Below are 19,776 nucleotides of genomic sequence, written 5' to 3'. Positions count from 1 at the left end.
GACGGGGCAGCGGCGGGCATAATACGTACCTGATGCCCCCGTCAGGATCGACCGGGTATTTCTGCTGCCTGCTGTGACCGACCCCTTCAGGCATCGTCAACCACTCGGCGACCACCCAACGATGACCATGAACTCAACGCTTCCACCTCGGCCCCGCTGGCGCAGTCTTGCGCTTCTGGCGATCTGTCTCGCGCCGCTGCTCTGGCCGCTGGAGCATCTGGCCGAGCGGTATTACCGCAGTGTCCTGGCCAATCAGAACCGCCAGACGCTGGACCTCTATGTCGCCAACCTGCTCGGCACTCTGCACCGCTACGAAACCCTGCCGCAGATTCTCGGCGACCTGCCCGGCCTGCGTAACGTACTGGCGGCGCCCGGCGACAGCGAAACCCTGGCACACGCCAATCATCTGCTTCGGGATATCACCCAGCAGACCGGCGCAGACGTCATGTACCTGATGGACGCCAAGGGCATGACCATCGCCGCTTCGAACTCCGATCAGCGCGACAGCTTTGTGGGCCGCAACTTCTCGTTCCGGCCTTATTTCATCGATGCCGTCGCGGGCCGCACGGGGCGCTTCTTCGGGCTGGGTACCACCTCGGTCAAACGCGGTTATTTCTTTGCCGCGCCGGTCCGCGACGGCGACAAGGTCATTGGCGTGCTAGTGGTCAAAGTGGACCTGGATCACACCGAAACCCTGTGGGGCAAAACGCCTGAGCAATTGCTGCTCACTGACCAGAACGGCGTAGTGGTCCTCACGTCCAGCCCGGAATGGCGCTTCCGGGCGACACGCGACCTCACAGACGACGAGAAAAAAGCCATCATCGCGATTCAGCCTTATCCGACGCGTGACCCGCGCCCGCTCAAGATCGACGAACGCGCCTGGCTGACTCAGTCTCAGGCCATCGAAGAAACCGGCTGGAACGTGAGTATTCTGGCCCCGCGCGCGCTGATCGACCGTCCGGTGCGCACCGTGGTCGCGATTGGCGGTGCAACGTTGTTGGTGCTGATGCTGTTGCTGGGGCTGATGATGCAGCGTCGGCGCCACTACCTGGATCGCATTGCCTTCGAGGCCAAGGCCCGGCGTGAGCTGGAAATGCGCGTCGTCGAGCGTACCAGCGATCTTGAAAGCCTCAACAGTCGGCTGCGTCAGGAAGTGCTGGAGCGCGAACAGGCGCAGCAGGAACTGGTTCGCGCGCAGGACGATCTGGTGCAGACCGGCAAGCTGTCGGCACTCGGCACGATGTCCGCCAGCATCAGCCACGAACTCAATCAACCGCTGGCGGCCATTCGCAGTTACGCGGAGAACGCCGAAGTGCTGCTCGACCATCAGCGCACCGAAGACGCACGCGGCAACCTGAAACTGATCAGTGAGCTGACCGGGCGCATGGCCTCGATCATTGCGCACCTGCGGGCATTCGCGCGTCGTGACCGGCATGCCCCGGAAAGCGTAGCGCTTCAGCCCGCGCTCGAAGATGCGCTGGCGCTGCTGACCAAACGTCGGCGCGCCATGGAAGTCGAGTTGATACGTGACCTGCCTGACGCGACACTGTGGGTGCAGGCCGGAGAAACCCGGCTGCGCCAGGTGCTCGGTAATCTGCTGGCCAACGCGCTGGATGCCCTTACCGAAAAAGGCCCGCCCCGCAAGCTGTGGATAAGTGCCGAGCAGACCGACCAGGGCGTCAACCTGTACATCCGTGACAACGGCCCGGGGTTCACCCAGGAAGCGCTGGACCGGGCACGCGAACCGTTTTTCACCACCAAGACTCGCACTCAGGGCCTTGGTCTGGGCCTGGCGATCTGCGATACGCTGATGCGGGCGCTGGGCGGTGAACTGCTGTTCGCCAACCACCCGAGCGGTGGTGCGCTGCTGACCCTGCGTCTGTGTGCCGGAGCGTCCGGCGCCAACCTTCAACCGCCAGAGGACCTTTCTGCATGAGTTCGGAAACAGCCATCGACAGCCAGATTCAGGTGGTGCTGATCGACGACGACTCTCATCTGCGTCAGGCGCTGCGTCAGACTCTCGACCTTGCAGGGCTGAACGTATTGTCCCTGCCGGAAGCGACCGGTCTGGCCGAACGGATCGGCCGCGACTGGCCGGGCGTGGTGGTCAGCGATATCCGCATGCAAGGCATGGACGGGCTGGAGCTGCTGGTTCAATTGCACGAGCAGGACCCCGACCTGCCGGTGCTGCTGATCACCGGTCATGGCGATGTACCGCTGGCGGTCAAAGCCATGCGTGCCGGCGCTTACGACTTTCTGGAAAAACCGTTTGCCAGTGACGCCATGCTCGACAGCGTCCGCCGTGCCCTCGCCTTGCGCCGGCTGGTGCTGGACAACCGCAGCCTGCGCCTGGCGTTGAGTGATCGCCAGCAACTGAGCACGCGACTGGTCGGCCAGTCTGCCTCGATGCTGCGTCTGCGTGAACAGATCGGCGCGCTGGCAGGCACGCGCGCCGATGTGCTGATTCTGGGCGAAACCGGCGCGGGCAAGGAAGTGGTTGCTCGCGCGTTGCACGACCTGTCGAACCGTCGTAACGGACCGTTCGTAGCCATCAACGCCGGGGCACTGGCAGAGTCGGTGGTGGAGAGCGAGCTGTTTGGTCACGAGCCGGGGGCGTTTACCGGTGCGCAGAAACGCCGCATCGGCAAGTTTGAATTCGCCAACGGCGGCACGCTGTTTCTGGATGAAATCGAAAGCATGAGCCTGGACGTGCAGGTCAAACTGCTGCGCCTGCTGCAAGAACGCGTGGTCGAGCGCATGGGCAGCAATCAGCAGATCCCGCTGGATATCCGCATCATCGCCGCCACCAAGGAAGACCTGCGCCAGGCGGCTGATCAGGGACGTTTCCGCGCCGACCTGTATTACCGCCTAAACGTCGCGTCGCTGCGCATTCCGCCCTTGCGCGAGCGGGGTGAAGACGCACTGATGCTGTTTGAGCATTACGCCGACGCTGCAAGCCTGCGTCACGGCATCCCCAAGCAGGAACTCAAACCCGGCCAGCGCGCGCTGCTGCTGCGCCACACATGGCCGGGCAACGTGCGTGAACTGCAGAATGCCGCCGAACGCTTTGCGCTGGGGCTTGAACTGGAACTGGAAGGCAGCAACACCGCCGAGGCAGCACCGATCGGTGGCGGGCTGAGCGAACAGGTCGAAAGCTTCGAGCGGGCATTGATCGCCGCCGAACTGGCGCGCCCGCACAGTTCGGTGCGCAGCCTGGCCGAGTCATTGGGCGTGCCACGCAAGACCCTTCACGACAAGCTTCGCAAACATGGTTTGAGCTTTGGCGACAACAGCGGAGCCTCCGATGAAACCGACTGAGCCGCAGGTGACATCCGTACACAATGCCCAGGACAATGCCGCAGCCGAGCTGGAGCAGGTGCTGCACCGCGATATCCCGCTGACCCAGGAAATGGGCATCCGTGTGATTGACTGGCAAAACCACCGGTTACGCCTGCACTTGCCACTGGCGCCCAACGTCAATCACAAGAGCACGCTGTTCGGCGGCAGCCTGTATTGCGGTGCGGTATTGGCAGGCTGGGGCTGGTTGCACCTGCGCTTGCGTGAAGCGGGGATCACCGACGGGCATATTGTCATTCAGGACGGTCAGATCAGCTATCCACTGCCGGTCCGCGACGATGCGGTGGCCTTGTGCGAGGCGCCGCAAGCTGCTCAGTGGGACAAGTTCATTGCCACCTACCAACGAAGAGGACGCGCCCGCCTCGCCTTGCACACCAGCATCAGCGCGCAAGACAGTGATGAGCAGGCCGTAAAGTTTGTCGGGCAGTTCGTGCTGCATCGCTAGCCGTGAAGCGGTTCAGGACTGTGCCAGCACCAACAGCTTTTCGCGCCATTCAGCATCGGCAGGCAAGGCCAGAAAGAACGGGTTGAGCAGCGATTCACGCGCCGGGTAGCTGAACGGCTGGCCGTCCAGTTGCAACACCGCCCCGCCCGCGCCTTCCAGTACTCCCTGCGCCGCAGCCGTGTCCCATTGCGAGGTCGGTGCCAGACGCGGGTAGCAGTCGGCGGCGCCTTCGGCCAACAGACAGAATTTCAACGAACTGCCAATATTGGTCAGTTGCAAAGGTCCAAGACCCGCGGCCAGGCCTGCCAGCAAATGTTCCTGCTCGGGGCTTGAATGACGGCGACTGGCGACCACGGTGAATGCCTGACCGGCCTGCAGCTCGTTGCGCACGTGAATCGGCGCGGCGTGACCGGCGGTTTCACTGCGCCATGCGCCGAGTCCTGCGCCGCCGAAGTAGCACCGATCATTGGTCGGCATCGACACGACACCAAACACCACTCGGCCATGCTCGATCAGCGCTACATTGACGGTGAACTCTTCACTGCCGGCAATAAACTCCTTGGTGCCGTCCAGCGGATCGACCAGCCACCAGCGCTCCCAGCTTGCGCGCTCACTGAGCGGGATGTCGGCGTCTTCTTCGGAAAGCACATGTATCGAAGGGTCCAGTGCCTGCAAGCCTTCTACCAGCACCTGATGCGCTGCCAGATCCGCCGCAGTCACCGGCGAATCGTCAGCCTTGGCCGTTACTGTGACGTTGGCGCGCCAGAACGGCAGAATCACTTCGCCCGCCAGACGGGCCAGTTCGATGACAGGCGCAAGCAAAGGATGAGGCAGGTTATCCAGCGAATCGGTCATGGTTGGAACAGTCCACGTTGGGTCAGTAGATCGCGAGTCAGGTACAGCGCAGCCAGGGCACGGCCTTCGGTGAACTGGTCGTTCTGCGCCAGGCTCGCCAGTTCCCGCAGATTGATTTTGTCGACACGGATCGGCTCAGGCTCATCGCCCTCAAGCCGCTCTTCGTAAAGCTCGGTGGCCAGAACCACCTGGATTTTCTGGTTCATGTAGCCCGGCGAAAGCGACAGCTCTGTGAGGTGCTCCAACTGGCGCGCACCAAAGCCGGCCTCTTCCTTGAGTTCGCGATCGGCAGCTGCCAGCACGTCCTCGCCCGGCTCGATCAGCCCCTTGGGCAGAGACAGTTCGTATGCGTCGGTGCCGCCGCAATACTCTTCGATCAATATGGCGTGCTCGTTATCAAGCATTGCGACGATCATCACCGCGCCATAACCAGCGCCTCGGCCGACCAGACGCTCATACGTGCGCTCGACGCCGTTGGCAAAGCGCAACTGCAGCTCTTCAACGCGGAACAGACGACTGCTGGCGACAATGGCACGGGCAAGTACGGTAGGTTTCTGACGCATGACAGGCTCCTTCACATGGACGGGTTACTATACCGTGGCTTTTGCGAATGTCTGTCTCGGATATGCTGACTCAAACCAACTCCCTCAAGAGGCCAGAATGCTTTCCATGCCCTGGAGCGAAATCGACACCGTCCTGCTGGATATGGACGGGACGTTGCTCGACCTGCATTACGACGAACACTTCTGGATGCAGCACCTGCCGCAGCGTTACGCCGAGCTGCACGGCATCAGCTTCGCCATGGCCTGGCTGGAGTTGAAGCCGCTGTTCGAAAACAACGCGGGCACACTCAATTGGTATTGCCTGGATTTCTGGAGCGCAGAACTGAAACTGTCAGTCCGCGACCTGAAACGGGAAATTGCCGACATGATTGCGCTGCGCCCGGATGCCGAAACCTTTCTGGCGGCCATCAAGCAAGCGGGCAAACGGGTGATCATGATCACCAACGCGCACCGCGATTCGTTGTCGTTGAAGATGGAGCGCATTGAACTGGCGCCGTATTTCGAACGCTTGATCAGCTCACACGACTACGGTTTTCCCAAGGAAAACCAGCAGTTCTGGGATGCCCTGCAGGCGGACACCGCGTTTGACCCGGCGCGCAGTCTGTTTATCGACGACACTCTGCCGATTCTGCGCAGCGCGCAGCGATTCGGGGTGGCGCGTCTATTGGCTGTCAGCCAGCCCAACAGCCAGAAAGGCCCCAAGGACACCGAAGAATTCGCAGCCCTGGGTGATTATCGGGAGCTGATCAAGGGCTTGTGAGCCTGACATTGAGCGCTATTGGGCTGGCAGTTTCAGTGAACACGCAGGCCCATTCGTGAGCAAGCTCACTCCCCCACGATCCATTTTGAAGTGCGCACCCCCTGGGAGTCGGGGGCACGCTGTCTTGCTCGTGAATGGTGGCGGTCTCATTCCGGAATGCGCAGTACCTGTCCGGGATAAATTTTGTTCACATCCTTGAGCATGGGCTTATTGGCATCGAAGATTTTCTGGTACTTGTTGGCGTCGCCATAGGCACGTTTGGAGATGGCGCTCAGCGTGTCGCCCTTCTGAACGGTCTCGAATCTGGAAGGCGTGCTTTCGCCGCCAGCAGAAACGGTCATCTGGTCGTCGACTTTTTCCACCCCTTCGATGTTACCCAGCGCCGTGATGATCTTTTCCTTCTCTGCCTGACTCGCCACTTCGCCCTTGATGATGACTGTGCCGTCATCCACTTCGGTCTGAATGGTAGGGTTACCCAAACCCACCTTGGACACATGGGCCTTCAGCACCTCATCTGCGTTGGCGTTGTCGGGGGTGATCAGGTCAAGGATCTTCTCGCCTGCCTCTCTTACGAAACTGAAAATACTCATTCTCTGCCGCTCCTCAGGTGTGCATCAAGAATCTGCTGCATTGACTTTAGCCCTTATAAACCGGGGCCTTGAGTGTTCCGACCAACGTCCCCCTGAACGCAGCCCGACCATCCTTGAGTCTGAACGCGTAGAATCGAGCGCCTGGACTGCCCACCGGAGTGAATATGGACATCAAGCAACTCAAATTCCTGATCGCCCTCGACGAGACGAGACACTTCGGTCAGGCGGCCGCGCGCTGCAATATCACCCAGCCAACGCTGTCGATGCGTCTGCGCAATCTTGAAGAAGAACTGGAGTTGCCGCTGGTCAACCGGGGTCAGCGTTTTGAAGGGTTCACGGCGCCCGGCGAGCGTGTGCTGGCGTGGGCGCGCACCGTGCTGGCGGCCTATGACGGTTTGCAGGCAGAGGCCGCGGCCTGTCGTGGCCATCTGGTAGGTACGTTGCGTCTGGGCGTGGTGCCGTTGTCGAGCTTCGATCCGCTGCCGCTGCTGCACAGGCTGCACCAGATGCACCCGAATCTGCGCTTCGAGCTGTCGTCACTCAGCTCCGAGCAAGTGCTGGAGCAATTGGCGAGCAACCGCATCGATCTGGGCGTTTCATACCTCGAACGGCTCGACAGCGAGCGGTTCGACTCTCTGACGCTGGACGATACCCGAATGGGTCTGCTCTACGATCATCGTCATTTCACGTTTGCGCAAGAGGCGGTGAACTGGGAGGATCTGGTCGAATTGCCGCTGGGCATGCTGACCAGCGGCATGCATTTCAGGCAATCCATCGACTATAACTTCCACAGCCGTGGCCTCCAGCCTCATCCGCTGCTGCAAACCGATGCCGTTCATCAGTTGCTGCAGGCTGTGCATGGCGGTTTTTGCTGCGCCATCATGCCGCTGGATGGCGGGCTGGAGACGCTGACCGAGCATTTGCGCCTGCATCCGATTGCCGATGCGCGCACTCTCGCCCAGCTGGGGTTGATCATGCGCCGCAGTGCACCGCGCTCGGCACTGGCGGAAGCCTGCTTTGCGCTGGTGGCAGAAATCCCTCGATAAAACATTGATCGACGTCATCTATCGGTGCATTGGAACTAGCGATTAGACGATACCCGACAAGACGCCTAGTCTTGACGGTATCAATCTGCCGGTATTCAGCCCATGCCCGCCAAGCGCACGGTCAGCACGGCGCCCGTTTACGCGCCCGCGCCCCAAGCAAGCCAGTCTTACAGCTACTCGACACTCGAGGGCCAGGACTTTGCACGCAACGCACTTGCTGAAGAAGTGGCGCTGGCCATTGCCTACAACGGTATCAGCCAGGCCGTCATGCTGGTCAGCCCGACCGATCTTGAAGATTTTATCGTTGGTTTCAGTCTGGGCAGCGGCATCATCGCGTCGCTCGACGAGATCTACGACTTCAAGATTTCCGGCTGTGGTTCGGCGATGCAGGCCGAGGTCGAAATTGCCAGCCGGGCGTTCTGGGAGCTCAAGCAGCAACGCCGGCAACTCGCAGGCACCAGTGGCTGCGGATTGTGCGGTGTCGAAGCCGTAGAGCAGGCGCTGCCGGAGCTGGATGTATTGCCCGGCGCACCGTTACCACCGATTCAATGGCTCGAAGGTCTGCGTCAGCGCATCGGCGAGTTTCAGCCTCTGGGCCAGCATTGCGGCGCCGTGCATGCGGCGCTGTTCATGGACAACACCGGCACATTATTGCTGGGGCGCGAAGATATCGGGCGACACAACGCCCTGGACAAACTGATTGGCGCACTGATCCGACAGGACATTTCGCTGACCGGCGGCATCGCCATCGTCACCAGCCGTTGCAGCCTGGAGTTGATCCAGAAAGTGCTGCGCGCAGGTATACAGACGCTGGTCAGCCTGTCCTCGCCCACCGGCCTGGCCCTGCAATGGGCACGCCGTCACAACCTCAATTTAATTCACCTGCCGCAGCACAGTGCGCCGCGGGTCTATAGCCCTGCGATGGAGATTCAAGCGTGAGTACCCACCACCAAGCCGACAAGACACCAACCCCTCGCTACAAGCCATACAAAGGTGCGGCAGGCGGCTGGGGTGCACTGATCAGCGTGACACAGGCCTGGCTGGGCAGTGACAACGCGCTGAAAAACCTGCGCATGATGCTCAAAACCAACCAGAACGGCGGTTTCGACTGCCCTGGCTGCGCCTGGGGTGATTCTCCTGAAAGCGGCATGGTCAAGTTCTGCGAGAACGGCGCCAAGGCAGTCAACTGGGAAGCCACCAAGCGCCGCGTCGATGCCGCGTTCTTTGCCCGCCACAGCGTGACCGCGTTGCTGGAGCAGAGCGATTACTGGCTCGAATATCAGGGCCGTCTGACCGAGCCAATGGTCTATGACGCCGAAACCGATCGTTACAAGCCTATCGCCTGGGACGCCGCCTTCGCGCTGATCGCCAAACACCTGAATGCGTTGCCAAGCCCGAACATGGCCGAGTTCTACACCTCGGGTCGTGCCAGCAATGAAGCTGCGTATCTGTATCAGTTGTTCGTGCGCGCCTACGGCACCAACAACTTCCCGGACTGCTCGAACATGTGCCACGAAGCCAGCGGTGTAGCGCTGTCGCAAAGCGTGGGTGTGGGCAAAGGCACTGTAACGTTCGACGACTTCGAGCACGCTGACGCGATCTTCGTGCTGGGCCAGAACCCGGGCACCAACCACCCGCGCATGCTTGAGCCGCTGCGTGAAGCGGTCAAGCGCGGCGCCCAGGTAGTGTGCGTCAACCCGCTCAAGGAGCGCGGCCTGGAGCGTTTCCAGCACCCGCAGCATCCGATGGAAATGCTTACCAACGGCGACCGTCCAACCAACACCGCCTACTTCCGTCCGGCATTGGGCGGCGACATGGCGCTATTGCGCGGCATGGCCAAGTTCCTGCTGCAGTGGGAACGTGAAGCCCAGAACACCAACGCGCCGTCGGTCTTCGATCATGCGTTCCTCAACGAACACACCGAAGGCGTGCTTGATTACCTGGCCGCCATCGACGACACGTCGTGGGACGAGTTAGTCGAGCAGTCCGGTCTGACGCTCAATGACATCGAGCAGTCGGCGCGCATGTATGCCAAGGGCAAGAACGTCATCATGTGCTGGGCGATGGGCATCACTCAGCATCGCCATTCGGTAGCGACCATCCAGGAAATCGCCAACCTGATGCTGCTGCGCGGCAACATCGGCAGGCCCGGCGCCGGCCTGTGCCCGGTTCGCGGTCACAGTAACGTGCAGGGCGACCGCACCATGGGCATCAACGAGCGCCCACCGGTGTTCCTGCTCGATGCGCTGGAAAAACGCTTCCAGTTCAAAGTCCCGCGCGAGAACGGCCACAACGTGGTCGAAGCCATTCACGCCATGGCAGAAGGTCGCGCCAAAGTGTTTATCGCACTGGGTGGCAACTTCGCCCAGGCGACGCCGGACAGTCATCGCACCGCAGAAGCATTGAGCATGTGCGACCTGACCGTACAAATCAGCACCAAGCTCAATCGCAGTCATCTGTTTCACGGCAAGGACGGCTTGATCCTGCCGTGCTTCGGGCGCACTGACATCGATATCCAGAACAATGGCCCGCAGGCTGTTACGGTGGAAGATTCGTTCAGCATGGTCCACGCCTCCAACGGCCAACTGCAGCCGTCTTCGTCGCTGATGCGCTCGGAGCCCGCCATCATTGCCGGTATCGCCAATGCGGTGCTCGGTGCCAAACCGGTGGACTGGCTGTGGTTGATTGAAGACTACGACCGGATTCGTGACCTGATCGCAGACACCATCCCGGGCTTCAAGGACTTCAACGAGCGCCTCAAGAACCCGGGCGGTTTCTACCTGGGTAACTCTGCCGGTGCCCGTCGCTGGAACACGGCGTCTACCCGCGCCAACTTCAAGCCCAATGCGCTGCCATTGAGCCTGATCCATGAAAACATCAGTTCGACAGGTCAGATCCCGGACCTGATCATGCAATCCATGCGTTCGCACGATCAGTACAACACCACGATCTACGGCCTCGATGACCGCTATCGCGGCGTGAAAGGTCAGCGCGACGTGCTGTTCGTCAATGAAGCCGACATCATCCGTCTTGGCTTCCAGCCGGGTCAGAAAGCAGACTTGATCTCGATCTGGAGCGACAACCGCGAACGCCGCGTCAAGGGTTTCACGCTGCTGCCGTTCGATATTCCAGCAGGTCAGGCTGCGGCCTATTACCCAGAGGTCAACCCACTGGTGCCGCTGGAAAGCGTGGGCGATGGCAGCAGCACGCCAACGTCCAAGTTCGTGGCGATTCGCCTGGAACGCGCCAGCGAGACCGCCCGGATTATCTGACGCCCACAAAAAAGGCCCGTTTCTGTTCAAAACGGGCCTTTCGCAAGTAACCTCAGACTGCCTTTTCAGACTTAAGTTCCACAGCTAAAACAAAGACTTAGCGGTTTGTGTTGCAGTCGTGTTACTCGTCGGATTTACATTGCTACATTCTTCACTTGACGTGACTATCGCGCCGTCATCCATACGAGATTCAGACATGAAGTATTCATCGATACTGTTGTTGTCTCTTTCCCTGGTCACCGGTTTCGCCTCAGCAGACGGCAACCTGAACTCGGGTATAGGCGGAGCGCTCGGTGGCGTTGCGGGCTCACTGCTCGGTCAACAACTCGGCGGCAGCACCGGCTCTGCCATTGGCGCGGGTCTGGGTGGTGCGGCAGGTGGTGCAGTCGGTGCAGACCGTCGCAACCGCGCAGAGGCAGCCATTGGTGGCGGCCTGGGCGCAGCGGGCGGTAACGTTGCAGGTCGCGCACTGGGTGGCAATACCGGCAGCCTGGTAGGTTCGGCAGTCGGCGGCGGCGGTGGTGCAGCGATTGGTAACTATCTGGGTAATGAAAGCCGTGACAATGATCGTCGTTATCGCGGTGATCGTCGCGAGTATCGCGGTCATGGCAACCGTGGCAAGCATTACGGCCATCGCAAGCACAGTCGCAACTGGCGCGACCGCTGATTGCTGATGCGTGACGTCTGACAGTTTCAAGACTGGCCGCCCTTGAAAGCGGCCAGTTTTCGTTTCAGCGTATCAACCGCTGCAACGCCTCGGACAGCCCTGCTGGCATCGTCATTGGCTGACCAGACGCCCGGTCTACAAAAACGTGAACAAGCTGCCCTACTGCGCAGACTTCATCCTCGCCCGCCTTGAAAACACCCATCTCGTATTGCACCGAGCTGCCGCCGAGTTTGCTCACCTTCACGCCGACTTCGATCAACTCCGGGTAAGCCACCGACGCGAAGTAATCGCAGGACGAACTCACCACGAACGCCACCATGCCGCCGTCGTGAATATCCAGCCCGCCACGCGCAATCAGGTAAGCGTTCACCGCGCTGTCGAAAAAGCTGTAATACGTCACGCTGCTTACCTGGCCATAGACATCATTGTCAGTCCAGCGTGTGGTGATGGGATGGAAGTGCGGGAAATCATGACGCTGCGGAGGTTGATCTGGCATCGGCGCGGCTCTGGTGGATTGAAAAAACAGGCGGTGTGGGCTGTCTATTGAAGCTTGCCCTGCACCCACGCTCTCACATCAGCGTAGGGATATTCTTCAAGCTGGGCAAAACCCGCCGTCGCACGGGCTTTCAGCCGGGTAAACAACGGGACACTGATGCCACACAGAAAGCGAGTCAGGCATTCAGCGCTGGGTGGCTGGCCGCTGTAGTCCTGATGCTTGCGAATGAAATCGCCACACAGTGACTGAAAGTCGCGGCGTTCCAGCGGCTCAAGAGCGGGAGGCTCAGGCAGGTGCGCAACCTGACCGTGACAGACCGAGCAATGCCCGCACCGCTGCGGCGCATTGTGGTCGCCAAAATAGTCGGCCAGACGATGAGTGAGGCATTGATCGCTGGCGAATACTTCCAGCATCGCGTGAATTCGGGCGACTTCCGTCGCTTCATGACGGGCGAAGTATTCATACAGCTCATCGCTTAACGCTTGAGGGTCGAAATCGGTACGTAACAGGCTGTAGACCTCAGTCATCTGCTTGCTTTCGAGTTCGATCCAGCCCTTTTCCTGAAAGTAGTCGAGTGCCTTGACCACTCGTGCGCGCTCGGCGCCATATTGCTGATACATCCCATCAAAATTGACCGTCGCCCAGGTCCGCGCCCGGCTGGAGGTGTCAATCAGCGCTTGAACGAATGCCCGGCGCTCGCCTTCGAAGCGTGACAGGAGTGCAGACGTTTCGATCAGAAACTTGAAGCGGTACTCCGCAAAGTACGCGTAGCGCGGTGCGATGATCCCGCGCAGCTCCAACTGCACCAGCAGTGTCTTGAGCGGCAGTTGGCGGATGTTACTGAGGTCGGCCAGCGGCCCCAGCAGAAACTCCCATTGCCCGTCAGTGCGCGCGCCCAGCAAGTCTTCCAGTACCAGACGAATGCCTTCGCGTTCGGGCGTATCACCGTAAACAAAATTTTCCAGCGTATTGAGGCTGTCCCGGTTGGCCAGCACCAGACAATCGGAGGCCGCGCCATCACGCCCGGCGCGGCCGATTTCCTGGCTGTAGTTCTCGATGGACTTGGGCAGGTCGAAATGCACCACGTTGCGGATGTCGCTCTTGTCGATGCCCATCCCGAACGCAATGGTTGCCACGATGCAATTGAGATTGCCGCTCATGAAGCGCTTCTGGATGGACTCACGCTGATCGCTCGGCAGGCCTGCATGGTAGGCATTGGCGGGCAGCCCGTTCTGTTCGAGATGGGCCGCGATATATTCGGCGGTCTTTTGCAGCGTGACGTACACGATCGTGGGCTGCCCGTGCCGGTCGCTCAGCCACTCGACCAGACGCTGACGTTTGTCACGGCCACTGACCGGTTTTACCCACAGGTGAAGGTTGGCGCGGTAAAACCCCGTGGCCACGATATCGCTAGGCGCAATGGCGAATTTTTCCTGCATGTCGGCGATTACATGCGGTGTCGCCGTGGCGGTCAGCAGCAAGGCTTGCGGAATGTTGAACTCGCGCTGGTAGTCTGGCAGCTTCAGGTAGTCAGGTCGGAAGTTATGACCCCACTCGGAAATACAGTGCGCTTCGTCCACCACCAGCAACGAGATCGGCACTTGCGCGATGAAGCTCCGAAAGCGTTCATTCTTGAGGCGCTCGACAGAGATCATCAGAATCTTCAGTTCACCAGAGCGCGCTCGCGCCATGACGTCAGCGATATCGTCACGGCTCTGCGCCGAGTCGATGCTCGCCGCTGCAATACCATGGCGTTGCAGAAACGCCAGTTGATCCTGAATCAGTGCCAGCAATGGCGAAACCACCAGCGTCAGATGAGGCAGCATCAACGCGGGCAGCTGATAACACAAAGACTTGCCTGAGCCGGTCGGGAAAATGGCAGCAGCCGAACGCCCAGCCAGCACGGCACTGATCGTTGCCTCCTGCCCAGGACGGAACTGCGAATAACCGAAAACCTGCTCAAGGCGCTGATGCATGGGTGGTGTGTTCTCTTGATCAATCAAAACGGACTCGACCTTAGCCTGTCAGGCTCAGCGAATACAGCCCCAAAACGTTTCAGAAATTCGACGACTCGCCGATAACCTTGAAATTTCACGCCATCGCATCCGTGGCAGTCAGCTGAACTTCGCGACGCGCCGTAATGAAGGCTTCAAGGAGCAGGAATGGATTCCAGACAATCGCCCGAAGACGACGGGGTTATTCGTATTCAACGTCTCGTGCCGGGCCAGGTGGATGTCGTGCTGGGTTCGCACCCGCGCAGACAACACGTGGCGCGTCCGCGAAAAAAGCATGCTTACGGATTCTGGATTGCCGCACTCCTGGTGGTCGCCCTGTTGAGCGCGTTGATCGGGTCGCGGCTCCATGCGCCCAAAGTGGTGCCAGTGCCAGCTGTCGGGCAAATCGTCGAGAAAGAGCTTCCCGTAGAGCCCGAAGCAACGCAGCCGATGACTGCAAGCCCTGCGCCTGCTTCGTTGCGGCTGCAACCTTATGTGGTGCCAGCAGCACCAGCCACCGCACAGAGCGCGACGGTGCAGCCGCTGGATAACTGCTTGAAAGACGGTAACGTCATCGATGAAAGCGTGTTGAATTGCCGCTTCGGCCAGGTGCCAAGGTCCACACACAGCGAACCGGCCAAAGGCATGGTGTCGGCCGGTTACATGGCTGACTTCAAGGCAGGCGCCACCCGCCCCGCTGAGCGGCCATCAAAATCGTACATGGTCTCCTCCAACCTGATCCGGGAATGGGACGGCCGCAACCGCTATCGTGCACAGTGGCGGATCTACGGCAACACCATTGACGGCGACAGCGTGTGCGAAAACTTCCCCGCCCGTTCGGTAGAGCGCCGCGAGTGTCGCAAGTCGGCGCAGGTCAATTTCAGAGAACAATGCCAGGAGTGGAGCAAACGCGCCGTGCGCAACAAAGATGAGCAAAGCAAGGACACCGAACACCTTTATTGTGAGGCGGCCTCGACCTTCACGCCCTGATCGGTCTGGCCGGTTTTCGCCCACTCCCGGAGCAGAAACTTCTGGATCTTGCCGGTCGAAGTTTTCGGCAGCGGCGTGAAGACCACGGTTTTCGGTGCTTTGAAGCCAGCCAGATGCTCGCGGCAGAAGCGCATGATCTGCTCGCCGGTCACTTCCTCGAAACCAGCCTTGAGCGTCACGAACGCACACGGCGTTTCGCCCCACTTTTCGTCCGGTCGAGCGACCACTGCAGCCTCCATGACGGCCGGATGGCGATACAGCACGCCTTCGACTTCAATGGTAGAAATGTTTTCGCCACCGGAAATGATGATGTCCTTGCTGCGATCGCGAATTTCCAGATAGCCGTCCGCGTGCCAGACCGCCAGATCGCCAGAATGAAACCAGCCGCCTTCGAACGACCGGTCGGTGGCGTCGGGGTTGCCCAGGTAACCTTTCATGACGGTGTTGCCACGCATGTAGATTTCGCCAATTGTCGTGCCGTCCCTGGGCACCGGCTGATGGGTCAGCGGGTCGGCGACCATCAGACCTTCAAGCGTCGGGTAACGCACGCCCTGACGTGCCTTGACCGAGGCCCGCTCGTCCGGTGCCAGCTCATCCCATTCGGACTTCCACGCACACACGGTGACGGGCCCGTAGGTTTCGGTCAGCCCGTACGCATGCGTAATGCAGATACCCATGGCTTCCACCGAAGCAATGACCCTGGCTGGCGGCGCGGCACCGGCGGTCATGGCATTCACAGCATGTCCGAAAGCGATATCGGCCACATTGGGCAGATTGGCCAGTGCGTTGAGCACGATAGGCGCGCCGCACAGGTGGCTGACCTTGTGTTCACTGATCAGCGCGATGATCTTTTGCGGATCGACCCGGCGCAGAAACACATGCGTCCCGGCCTGCGCGGTAATCGTCCAGGGGTAACACCAGCCATTGCAATGGAACATCGGCAGCGTCCACAGATAGACCGGATGCAAGCCCATGCCCCACGCCATCTGGTTACCGATGGCGTTCAGATAAGCGCCCCGGTGGTGATAGACCACACCCTTGGGATCGCCCGTGGTGCCCGAGGTGTAGTTCAGCGAAATCGGTGCCCACTCATCCTGCGGCCACTGCCAGTCGAACTCGGGATCGCCTGTGGCGAGCAACGTGTCGTAGTCGAGATCGCACAGCGGCTGACCTTCTGCGTACTCGGTGTCATTCACGTCGATCAACAGCGGCGGGTTCTCCAGCAGGGCCAACGCCGCATGGATCACGCCCTGAAACTCTCGGTCAGCGATCAATACTTTGGCTTCGCCGTGTTTGAGCATGAAAGCAATGGCCGACGCTTCCAGCCGGACGTTCAGCGTGTTGAGCACAGCGCCGAGCATGGGCACGCCGAAGTGCACTTCGAGCATGGCGGGGATATTGGGCAGCATGACGGCAACTGTATCGCCCGCCTGCACACCCGACTGACTCAGGCACGACGCCAATTGACGGCAACGCCGGTAGGTCTGCGCCCAGTCGCGGCGAATGGCGCCGTGAATCACTGCTGGGTAATCCGGATAGGTCGCCGCCGTGCGCTCAAGAAAGCTCAGCGGCGTGAGCGCCATGTGGTTGGCTGGCCCTTTGGACAAGCCCTGAAGGAAGATCGACATATGAACACCCTGGCGTATTGTTAGCTCTGGGCCTGATGGGCCGGTGATTTCACGTTGATGCTGTGCTCAGTTATAGCCTGTGAAGCGGGATAAGCGTGACCGACCTTAGGCTAATTCCGACACACCTATAGCCAAAGGCTTACACGAGGTTGGGCAACTTGGCTCTTTTGGACTTTAATGAAGGCTCGTAAGATTGGATCCAACAACTGGTGAACAAGGAGTTCGCCAGGATCAAGGACGATCGACCATCGCCACGACGGCAGCCGACAGGGAGTTGGAATGGTCTTGGAACAAACCCGCTTCGGCGGGTTTTTTTCGTCCGCGATTTATGCAGGCCGAAACGACGATTGATCAAAAAATGATCTGACAGGAATATGCCGCGTCAGACTGTCACTTTTCTGGCTCATGATCAGCGTGACTCGAAGTTGCAACGGCTTCGTATAGCCAATCGCTTACACGCGCTGGAGGCACTTGGCTATTTTTGTCCTACAACAATGACCGTATTATTGGATCCAACAAGTGGTGAGAAGGAAGCTCACCAGGATCAAGGATGATCGACCATTGCCTTGGAGGCGTCCGACAGGAAGTCGGGATGGTCTTGGAAAAACCCGCTGAGGCGGGTTTTTTATTGCCTGCAGAAAAGCCTGGCGCCGGGAGCGTCTATTGGCGGCGGGGCTTTTTCTTGCGCAGGCTCTCGCGATGTTCTTCAAGCGCGGCCTGACGGCTGGCTTCATGACTGCTTTCTTCGCGTTCGGCCCGAAGCGCGGCAAAACCTGCGCGCATTTCACGGTGTCGTCTGCTATTGAGCAGTAACAGGCAGAGCAGCGGGAACAGCAACCCCAGCGCATAGATGAACAGCAACGCGCCGCCTGCCTGGGTGGGAAAGGTGAACAGCACCACCGTGAAATTCATCGCCATCATCGCAAACACCACCCACAGGCCCCATGTACGTCCGCGTGTGATCATCAGACCGCCGAACGCGAGCACAATGGCCGCGCCGATAATCGCCAGCACCTGATAAAGCGCGATGCCATCGACCTCCCGAAACCAGGCCTGGGTGGCCTGAACAGTTGTCGTGGCGATTGAAAACGTCGCCAGAAACATCGAGCCCAGAAATGAAGGGAAATATCGGGCTCTGAAGGCGTAGTAATTGTGGTGGTCGGTCATTCAGTCACTTCCTCATAGAGCCCCACCGCAATGCTTTGCATATAGCTGCTTCCGATCAGGCTCAATCCCATACTCAAGACGTCCTGCAACTGCAGCACCGTTGCAGCCTTGAGTTGAGTGGGCGCCATACGCGTGGGCAAATCACCGCTCGCCTGTTTGAGTTTCAACAGCTTGGCCGTCAGCTTCGGATTTTGCAGCATCAGCAGCTCTTTGGTCAGCGCCTTGCGCTGCTGACGGTTGAGCTCTTTAGTCAGGTCATACCAACTGCGTCCTGTCGCAGCTTTTCGCACCTGCATCAGCTTGACGGTGGTCAGTCCGGTAGCCCCGACGCCTGCCAGTGATACAACATCCAGAACGGAGGCGATCAACTGGTACGTTTCGGAACTGTCCATGCTGTCGTTGTTGCCGGGCGAGACAACTTCGTTGAGCGTTCTTGTCAGCCCGATGGCGCACTGCGCGGTACTGGCGGCCGTCGAGGCGTAACCAATCGCCGTAATGACCAGACTCGCGCCCCCCGTGAAGGGCACCGCTGCACCGCCGCCAAACACGGCAATCCAGCCCAGAATCGCGCCACCACACGACATGGTGGTACTAAACGCTTCGTAAAGCAGACGGGACTCGCGTGGGTTGGTCTGCACTTCTCGCGCAAACTGTTGCGGTGCAATATTTCTTTTGGCCTCCCGCAGAATAATCCGCTTGGGTTTGATGCTGCAGACAGGCGTGAATTCGCGAAGTGTGATGACGTTGTAGTCACTGTCGATATAAACGACACCCGCACCGACGATCCCGGGATCGGCGTCGATGGTGGCAAACAGGCGTTGTACGTTGATTCTGGCTTCGACACTTCGCCGCGCCAGCAGTTGTGACGGGCTGTTGTTGAGCCCGATCATTGCTTGAGACATGAGTCTTCCTTGAATCTGCTCGACCAGGATCACCAGCCTCCGCGAAGGAGGCCGGTGAGTCTATCGATCAACGTGATGCGTCAAATGTGCTTAGACATTCGGGCAAGGGACTGGAGCCCAATCGCCGACGTCAGGGTTTTTGCACATGCTGTTGACCTGGGTCTGACCGGCAGTCGCAACCTGCGCGCTTTCAGCCTGCTTGACCTTGGCCTGTTGCAGATTCTTCTCGGTGCCTACGGCTTCTTTCGGCACAGCTGGCAGTTTGTCCTTCGACGGCTGCTTGATCTTCGAAATCTTCTTGTTCGACGTGGTCGCGACCGGCGCAACATCGGCGTTGGCAACGATGACGACGTCATTACGCTTCACACCGACCTGTTGCAGGTCTTTTTCGTAGGCCTGGGTGTAGCTGCTCAGGTCTTCGCTGGCACGGCCATTAACCGCTGTGATCAGGTCGTTGGACTCTTTCAGGCCGGCAACGATTTCAGCCAGGCGCTTGCGGCCTTCAGTGGCATTGATGGTGTTGGCTTTGCGGCCCGAGATCAGGTTGGTGAACTCACGCTGATAGCAGGTCTGGGAAGCCTTGGCGTAAGCGGTGCTGCGATCGATGTCGGCAGCGCTTTTGTTGATGTCGGTGGAGTACGACGCGATACGCGCATTGTCATCGGTGATCTGCTTCTGACGCTCGGTGTAGTAACCCGCTGCGCCGCCCACCAGAGCACCACCCGCCGCGCCAATGGCAACGTTACGGGCCCGCTTGTCGGAGTTGCCGGTCAAGGCACCCGCCAAAGCACCACCTACTGCGCCCAGCGCAGCACCGGTCGCAACCGACTTGGTCATGTCCGAGTCAGTCTGACGCAAGTGTTGAACGGGCTCGTAGCACGTCGGGTAGTACTCGACCTTGGTGCTGGCGCCTACCTTGGAAACCGGCGAGCTTGCGCAACCGGTCAACAGGACTGCGCTGAAACCGGCCGTTGCCAGCAGCAACGCACGACTTTTGGAGGCCGAGACAAGGGGTTTACGGGACAAAAGCATATTGGCGTTCTC

18 protein-coding genes are annotated in these 19,776 nt (G+C 59.7%); 9 read left to right on the top strand and 9 right to left on the bottom strand.

From position 1 onward, the window contains the following. The first annotated feature begins 127 nt into the window (after positions 1-127). From KDX37_RS20650 to KDX37_RS20640, 3 genes are read left to right on the top strand one after another with little or no spacing between them, the layout of a single operon-like run. A complete protein-coding gene (locus KDX37_RS20650) occupies positions 128-1,936 on the top strand; it encodes a sensor histidine kinase (RefSeq protein WP_231654576.1) in 1,809 nt (602 codons plus the stop codon). Further along, positions 1,933-3,318 (top strand): sigma-54-dependent transcriptional regulator, encoded by a 1,386-nt coding sequence (locus tag KDX37_RS20645; RefSeq protein ID WP_231654574.1) that lies wholly within the window; start codon positions 1,933-1,935, stop codon positions 3,316-3,318. Before KDX37_RS20650 ends, KDX37_RS20645 begins: the two co-directional genes overlap by 4 nt. After that, positions 3,305-3,802, top strand: coding sequence for a thioesterase domain-containing protein (locus KDX37_RS20640; protein WP_264759327.1), 498 nt, complete (start codon positions 3,305-3,307; stop codon positions 3,800-3,802). The genes KDX37_RS20645 and KDX37_RS20640 overlap by 14 nt, the downstream gene beginning before the upstream one ends. 12 nt (positions 3,803-3,814) lie before the next feature. Here KDX37_RS20640 and cysQ read toward each other — a convergent pair whose 3' ends face one another. Both cysQ and nudE read right to left on the bottom strand, forming a co-directional pair. Beyond that, positions 3,815-4,657 carry a 3'(2'),5'-bisphosphate nucleotidase CysQ gene (gene cysQ, locus KDX37_RS20635; RefSeq protein ID WP_231654572.1) on the bottom strand — a complete coding sequence of 281 codons (843 nt, stop codon included), beginning with the start codon at positions 4,655-4,657 and terminating at the stop codon, positions 3,815-3,817. Further along, positions 4,654-5,220 carry an ADP compounds hydrolase NudE gene (nudE, locus tag KDX37_RS20630; protein ID WP_231654570.1) on the bottom strand — a complete coding sequence of 189 codons (567 nt, stop codon included), beginning with the start codon at positions 5,218-5,220 and terminating at the stop codon, positions 4,654-4,656. Before nudE ends, cysQ begins: the two co-directional genes overlap by 4 nt. Positions 5,221-5,317: 97 nt before the next feature. On the opposite strand from nudE, the gene yrfG reads away from it, so the two are divergent. After that, the gene (yrfG, locus tag KDX37_RS20625; RefSeq protein ID WP_231654569.1) at positions 5,318-5,980 is read left to right on the top strand and encodes a GMP/IMP nucleotidase; all 663 of its coding nucleotides are present in this window, start codon (positions 5,318-5,320) and stop codon (positions 5,978-5,980) included. Positions 5,981-6,126: 146 nt separating this feature from the next. Here the strand turns inward: yrfG and lysM are convergent, their stop codons facing one another. After that, entirely contained in the window at positions 6,127-6,570 is a 444-nt protein-coding gene (gene lysM / locus KDX37_RS20620) for a peptidoglycan-binding protein LysM (protein WP_231654567.1), read from the bottom strand. A 164-nt stretch (positions 6,571-6,734) separates the two neighbouring features. Between lysM and KDX37_RS20615 the strand changes: the two genes are divergently transcribed. The 4 genes from KDX37_RS20615 (at position 6,735) to KDX37_RS20600 (ending at position 11,555) form a co-directional block, all read left to right on the top strand. Beyond that, on the top strand, positions 6,735-7,616 hold the full coding sequence (locus KDX37_RS20615) for a LysR family transcriptional regulator (RefSeq protein WP_231654565.1): 882 nt from the start codon (positions 6,735-6,737) through the stop codon (positions 7,614-7,616). Between the two features lie 102 nt (positions 7,617-7,718). Then, positions 7,719-8,555, top strand: coding sequence for a formate dehydrogenase accessory sulfurtransferase FdhD (fdhD, locus tag KDX37_RS20610; protein ID WP_231654557.1), 837 nt, complete (start codon positions 7,719-7,721; stop codon positions 8,553-8,555). Beyond that, positions 8,552-10,888 carry an FdhF/YdeP family oxidoreductase gene (locus KDX37_RS20605; protein ID WP_231654552.1) on the top strand — a complete coding sequence of 779 codons (2,337 nt, stop codon included), beginning with the start codon at positions 8,552-8,554 and terminating at the stop codon, positions 10,886-10,888. Before fdhD ends, KDX37_RS20605 begins: the two co-directional genes overlap by 4 nt. Positions 10,889-11,084: 196 nt before the next feature. After that, positions 11,085-11,555 (top strand): glycine zipper domain-containing protein, encoded by a 471-nt coding sequence (locus KDX37_RS20600; protein ID WP_231654551.1) that lies wholly within the window; start codon positions 11,085-11,087, stop codon positions 11,553-11,555. Positions 11,556-11,619: 64 nt separating this feature from the next. Here the strand turns inward: KDX37_RS20600 and KDX37_RS20595 are convergent, their stop codons facing one another. Both KDX37_RS20595 and KDX37_RS20590 read right to left on the bottom strand, forming a co-directional pair. Continuing rightward, positions 11,620-12,051: an acyl-CoA thioesterase gene (locus tag KDX37_RS20595; RefSeq protein WP_231654550.1), complete on the bottom strand. Its 432-nt coding sequence runs from the start codon at positions 12,049-12,051 to the stop codon at positions 11,620-11,622. 44 nt (positions 12,052-12,095) lie between these two features. After that, the gene (locus tag KDX37_RS20590; protein WP_231654549.1) at positions 12,096-14,027 is read right to left on the bottom strand and encodes a RecQ family ATP-dependent DNA helicase; all 1,932 of its coding nucleotides are present in this window, start codon (positions 14,025-14,027) and stop codon (positions 12,096-12,098) included. 186 nt (positions 14,028-14,213) lie between these two features. Here KDX37_RS20590 and KDX37_RS20585 point away from each other — a divergent pair, with 186 nt between their 5' ends. Beyond that, positions 14,214-15,035: a hypothetical protein gene (locus tag KDX37_RS20585; RefSeq protein WP_231654548.1), complete on the top strand. Its 822-nt coding sequence runs from the start codon at positions 14,214-14,216 to the stop codon at positions 15,033-15,035. Here the strand turns inward: KDX37_RS20585 and KDX37_RS20580 are convergent. From KDX37_RS20580 to tagQ, 4 genes are all read right to left on the bottom strand, one after another. Then, positions 15,002-16,663, bottom strand: coding sequence for an acyl-CoA synthetase (locus tag KDX37_RS20580; RefSeq protein WP_231654547.1), 1,662 nt, complete (start codon positions 16,661-16,663; stop codon positions 15,002-15,004). The genes KDX37_RS20585 and KDX37_RS20580 overlap by 34 nt on opposite strands. Before the next feature lie 660 nt (positions 16,664-17,323). Next, on the bottom strand, positions 17,324-17,830 hold the full coding sequence (locus tag KDX37_RS20575) for a hypothetical protein (RefSeq protein WP_231654546.1): 507 nt from the start codon (positions 17,828-17,830) through the stop codon (positions 17,324-17,326). Further along, positions 17,827-18,732, bottom strand: coding sequence for an NAD synthetase (locus KDX37_RS20570; RefSeq protein ID WP_231654545.1), 906 nt, complete (start codon positions 18,730-18,732; stop codon positions 17,827-17,829). Before KDX37_RS20570 ends, KDX37_RS20575 begins: the two co-directional genes overlap by 4 nt. 90 nt (positions 18,733-18,822) lie before the next feature. Beyond that, a complete protein-coding gene (gene tagQ, locus KDX37_RS20565) occupies positions 18,823-19,764 on the bottom strand; it encodes a type VI secretion system-associated lipoprotein TagQ (RefSeq protein WP_231654544.1) in 942 nt (313 codons plus the stop codon). Between the last annotated feature and the right edge of the window lie 12 nt (positions 19,765-19,776).

Source organism: Pseudomonas californiensis (assembly GCF_021147775.1).
Taxonomy (GTDB): domain Bacteria; phylum Pseudomonadota; class Gammaproteobacteria; order Pseudomonadales; family Pseudomonadaceae; genus Aquipseudomonas; species Aquipseudomonas californiensis.
The sequence above is the reverse complement of the archived record's forward strand: the minus strand, read 5'-3'. Positions and strand labels throughout refer to the sequence as shown.